This is a genomic window from Candidatus Megaera venefica, from assembly GCF_034554655.1.
In the GTDB taxonomy this organism is placed as follows: Bacteria; Pseudomonadota; Alphaproteobacteria; order Rickettsiales; family Rickettsiaceae; genus Megaera_A; species Megaera_A venefica.
This window is the reverse complement of the sequence record NZ_JARJFB010000136.1, coordinates 1-4,797: the sequence shown is the minus strand read 5'-3', so window position 1 is coordinate 4,797 and position 4,797 is coordinate 1. Positions and strand designations below refer to the sequence as shown.

Here is a 4,797-nt window from a genome sequence, read left to right as displayed (position 1 = left end):
CTTCAGACACATCAAGATCTTGCTGCAAATATTCATAACCACAAAAATATTGCCAATAAATATTTTCCTTTAGCTCTTCCTCCGTAAACGAATCAGAACCGTTGTACATAGCTTGAAGCATTGATAGTGCTAGCATTACTCTATGATCTTTCTTATTTCTACCAAATTGCTTGATTTCAATGTTAGGCAATGCTCTGGCTTCAAGTTCAGACCAATTTACTAAATCCCTTAGTTTATATAACTTGTTTTTAGGATTTAGTTTTGTAGATAATTTCTCTTCAAATAACCTTTCTTGTTTTTGGAGAAAAGTAATATTTTCTATAGGCATAATTTTAAAATCCGTAAGCTTTATGCGGTAATTATACCATTTTCTTATGGATTTTGTAAGCTGTTTATGACATGAAACCCCTTGTTAATTCAGGCGGGGAGAGTTTTGACGGAGGGACTACCTACCGTCATGCTGAACTTGATGTAAGAAAAAATGACAATCTAGGATCCAGGCAACATAAGGTCGTTTGCCGTATTTGATTCTGCATCCCAGGCAGCGGAAGGGAGATCCCAGATCGAGTCCGGAGATGATGCGACGCGAGTTTGATTGACGTTATAAGTCAAGCCCCCACCGCCATGCTTGACAGACTTCGTTCTAATTTTTACCAAAAATATTTACTTACTTATATCAAACTCAGGTTAATTATTACACGAGTTTCAAAAATAATCCACTTTCGTCTAATAGTCTGTTGGTTTCTTTTTGGTCTATTATTATTACTTCATTTTTCTCAATAGCAACTCCATTGAATAGGTGTTTTGCTAGGAAGAATATTGTATCTGGTCCTATGACTGGAATGTCTAGCCGTGTATCTTGAGCAGACTTGGACATCTTAACCAAAACGCCACCTGATTCCTTTTTACGCAAAAGCTCGCACCTTCGAATTAGGTTATCAGTCCCTTCCGCTGCTTCTATTCCAAGTACATGACCATCGCAGACTATTATTGACTGCCCAACATCTTCATTTCCTAAGGATCTTAGAACTTTTTTACCAAGTTCTATATCAGCACAGTCTTGTTTTGAAGGCAAATTATGACTTGAGATAAAGTTGTGATAGTCACTTAGTTTTAGTATATCCTTTGGTGAGATAACTTTAAATCCTCTAGATTCTACGTAATCTGAGACTATCCTTAAGACATTGTCATCACCAAGAAATTTCTTTTTGAGTATTTGGGCAATCAATGCTGATCCAGCCATATCAACTTTCAATGATTTTAAGTCTGGCCGATTTATTCCCCCAACGATTATGACATTCTCAACTCTAGACTCATTAAAGTATTCTAGAATGGCTCCAACCGAACCTAATGCAAACTTTCTACTAAAGGCTACGTTTGATACAAATTCCACATCTAATGCAGCGACAAAACATTTTCCACCACAAGATGTATATATCTGACTAAGTTCGCTTGGTAAATTACCATTTCCAGCTATTATTCCCAGGATTGGCAACATTTTAAAATCCACAAAAAGTTCTAGATTTATCGCTTTGTAAGAATTCTACAATTTCTTGAATTACTTTGTTTTCAGGATACTTTCCTTTTGCAAGTTCAATTCTCTGATTAAATACATGCTCAGAATCATCGCTAAATATTTCTTTGATAACCTTACTAGCTTCAATTGACTGGGCTTTATCAAATCCTCGCCTATTCATTCCTACTAAATTCAAACCTTCTAAGTGAGCTCTATCGCTAGTAGCAAGACCGTACGGTATCAGGTCCCTTACCACTGCTGATACGCCGCCTATCATTGTATGAGGGCCAATCCGACAAAATTGTTGAACGGCTGAAAGTCCTCCAATAATCGCAAAATCTCCTACTTCAACGTGACCAGCCAAACTTACATAGTTTGCAAAAATTACATTGTTACCAACTACGCAATTGTGAGCAATATGTACTCCAACCATAAACAGACAGTTATCGCCAATAATAGTTGCCATAGTGCCTTCAGATGTCCCATGCTGGATGGTTACATATTCTCTGATAGTATTGTGCTTGCCAATAATTATTTCTGAATCTTCACCATTATACTTAAGAGTTTGTGGATAAGAAAGAGACGCAAATGGATATATTTTCGTTCCTTCCCCTATTGTTACTCTTCCCTCTGTAACAACATGTGACCTGAAATGAACATTATCACCAATAACCGCTCCATCTCCAATAATACAATATGGACCTATCTCAACATTCTTACCAAGTTTAACGTTTGTACCAACTATCGCTGTTTTATGAATCATAATTATTTATTGATTAGATTTATCCTTTACCATCGCTGTAAATAGAGTTTCTGCAGCAATCTTTCCATCCACTTCTGAACGAGCTTTAAATTTCCATACAGGCCCACGATTTTGGAGAATACTCGCATACATGACTATTGTATCGCCAGGTTCCACAATTTTACGAAATTTAGCCTCTTCAATTGACATAAAAAATACTTCCTTACCTTTTGTGCTATCCATTGATTTTGCTACTAATACTGCAGCCAGCTGGGCCATAGCCTCAATAATTAATACCCCAGGCATTACTGGTCTTTCTGGAAAATGGCCTGTAAATTGAGGTTCATTTATCGTAACATTTTTTATGCCAACTATTGACTCATTCAAAGTGATAGAAGTTACTCGGTCTATCAACAAGAATGGGTATCGATGTGGAATTATCGACATTATTTCATTTATATCAATTTTCATTTGCCCTTATCCTTAACTAGTTTTTTCATAATAATTGATTGTCTGTGCCAGTCTCTTATGGGGACAGCTGGTGTCCCGCCCATTATTCCAGGCTCCTTTATATCCTGGATGACACCACCTTGGCCAGCAATTTGTACTCCATCTGCAATAGTAATATGTCCAGCAACTCCCACTTGTCCACCTAAGGCACAATAAGATCCTATTGTACTGCTACCAGCGATACCCACCTGAGCAACAAGGATTGCTCCTTTCTTAACATGAGCATTATGACCAATTTGGACTAGATTATCAATCCTACAAAAATCTTCAATAATAGTATCATTCATTGAACCACGATCGATGCAGGAATTAGCACCAATTTCGACATCATTGCCAATTAGTACTCTGCCAATATGGTATATTTTTTTATGAATCCCTTTATCTGTAGCAAAGCCAAAGCCATCCTGTCCTATTCTTGCTCCAGCAAGTATAACTACATTATCGCCAATTATAGCATGACTTATTGAGACATTTGAATCAATTCTTGCCGCAAGTCCAACCTTTACTCCGAAATCTATAAAAGTTCCAGATTCAATAACACTGTTATCGCCTATTTCAACTTCGTCCTCAATTACGACATTATGGCCTATATAGCAGTTTTTGCCTATTTTTGCAGAGGAGGAAACATAAGCCGATGGAGTTATTTGTGATACGATACGGCGAGCTTTTGAATAAAATAAATCAAGAGCTTTGGCATATGAATAGTATGGGTTATGCGCTCTAAGAAGTATGGTATTGTTTGTAGAAATATTTTCAAAATTATAGGGCACTATACAGGCCCCAGCCTTACTCTTCTTATAGTCTTCAATGTATTTTTTATTACTTAAAAAACTTAAAGACGATGGCTCAGCTTCAGATAAAGATTTTATTTCATAAAATTCTTTTTCTGCATCGGTTTTTGAAATCTCACAACCAATAGCTGTTGCAATTTTTTGTAGCGTATGTGGACCGGAGTTTGAATAAAAAAATTTTTCTGCCATTTATTTTCCTTTTAATAAAGCATAGTAACCTCAATTTGACCAAGGTTATATCAATATTATCTGGTAGTAAATCGAATATTAAAGGTATTTATATAAACTGATTAATTTCCTTTGTCGTATATTTATATGCTTCAGATGTATAATGCTTACCAGTTTCATAAGCATATTTAGCAGCTCCCCAAGCTAGGCTACTAAAGCTAAATGAAGGGAAAATGTCACCAATATCTAATTCTGAGCCAAAATCATATGTATTAGTCGAATTAATTTCTCTTGGAGTGATTGTTGTTGGTATATGAATAGGATCCATAGCTGGCTCTACCTCTCTTAAAACAGGAGCTTCTTCCACCATGGGCAAGTGATATAGGTCGTTTTCTATAGCCGGTGCTTCTCCCATTATTTGTTGTTGCTGAAGTTCTGGGATAATTTCTGCTAACGCTATATTTTTTATAAAATTATTTTTAGTTTGTGTTTTAACGGTAGTTGGTTCGCTTAAGTTTAGGTATTTTATCTCAGTTGTATTAATGGATTGTGTACTATATCGGACAGTAACATTTCTGTTACTAGCACTATTTCCTATAATTTGGAGTAACTTATCTGAACCTCGTCCAATTTTATTATTGCTATATAAAGTTAATAATATTTTACTTGGGTCGGTAATGGATACGGTCCTACCTATACTGACAAGTATGAGTTTTGCTTCGCCTGTAGAGCTCTTTTCTATCTGAGCTCTTACACCTGTTTCAATAGATCTTTTGTTTATGTTATAAGCTGTTCCGCTTATAGTGCTATCAATAGTTATTTTCTTTCCATTAAGGAGAATATCACCTTTTTTGAATAGAACTTTTTCTGTTCCAATAAAATCAATTTTTTGACTCCCAGAGACATAAGAATTACTTATTATCGACATATGTTATAACTAAGTTTAATATTATTTATAACTTAGTTATATATTAATTTGTATTAATAAGCAATCAAATAGGAGCAGATTTATGTCTTCTTGACCTTGCACTGAGTAATTCAACTTCTGATAAAGTTAAACTTACTATCAT

Annotated in this window: 7 protein-coding genes; 1 reads left to right on the top strand and 6 read right to left on the bottom strand. The window is 35.4% G+C overall.

What is annotated here, in order from left to right; genetic code table 11:
* The coding region (locus tag Megvenef_RS07485; RefSeq protein WP_322776028.1) for a transposase at positions 1-328 on the bottom strand (328 nt) is incomplete at its 3' end.
* 71 nt (positions 329-399) lie between these two features.
* Here Megvenef_RS07485 and Megvenef_RS07480 point away from each other — a divergent pair.
* The gene (locus Megvenef_RS07480; protein ID WP_322777337.1) at positions 400-528 is read left to right on the top strand and encodes a hypothetical protein; all 129 of its coding nucleotides are present in this window, start codon (positions 400-402) and stop codon (positions 526-528) included.
* A 166-nt stretch (positions 529-694) separates the two neighbouring features.
* Here Megvenef_RS07480 and Megvenef_RS07475 read toward each other — a convergent pair whose 3' ends face one another.
* The 5 genes from Megvenef_RS07475 to Megvenef_RS07455 all read right to left on the bottom strand — a co-directional run bounded on the left by Megvenef_RS07475 (position 695) and on the right by Megvenef_RS07455 (position 4,655).
* Positions 695-1,510 carry an LpxI family protein gene (locus Megvenef_RS07475; RefSeq protein ID WP_322777336.1) on the bottom strand — a complete coding sequence of 272 codons (816 nt, stop codon included), beginning with the start codon at positions 1,508-1,510 and terminating at the stop codon, positions 695-697.
* Complete coding sequence (gene lpxA, locus Megvenef_RS07470; protein ID WP_322777335.1) at positions 1,500-2,279, bottom strand: acyl-ACP--UDP-N-acetylglucosamine O-acyltransferase; 780 nt, start codon at positions 2,277-2,279, stop codon at positions 1,500-1,502. The genes Megvenef_RS07475 and lpxA overlap by 11 nt, the downstream gene beginning before the upstream one ends.
* A gap of 6 nt (positions 2,280-2,285) precedes the next feature.
* Entirely contained in the window at positions 2,286-2,729 is a 444-nt protein-coding gene (gene fabZ / locus Megvenef_RS07465) for a 3-hydroxyacyl-ACP dehydratase FabZ (protein WP_322777334.1), read from the bottom strand.
* Complete coding sequence (lpxD, locus tag Megvenef_RS07460; protein ID WP_322777333.1) at positions 2,726-3,748, bottom strand: UDP-3-O-(3-hydroxymyristoyl)glucosamine N-acyltransferase; 1,023 nt, start codon at positions 3,746-3,748, stop codon at positions 2,726-2,728. The genes fabZ and lpxD overlap by 4 nt, the downstream gene beginning before the upstream one ends.
* 88 nt (positions 3,749-3,836) lie before the next feature.
* Positions 3,837-4,655 carry a hypothetical protein gene (locus Megvenef_RS07455; RefSeq protein WP_322777332.1) on the bottom strand — a complete coding sequence of 273 codons (819 nt, stop codon included), beginning with the start codon at positions 4,653-4,655 and terminating at the stop codon, positions 3,837-3,839.
* Between the last annotated feature and the right edge of the window lie 142 nt (positions 4,656-4,797).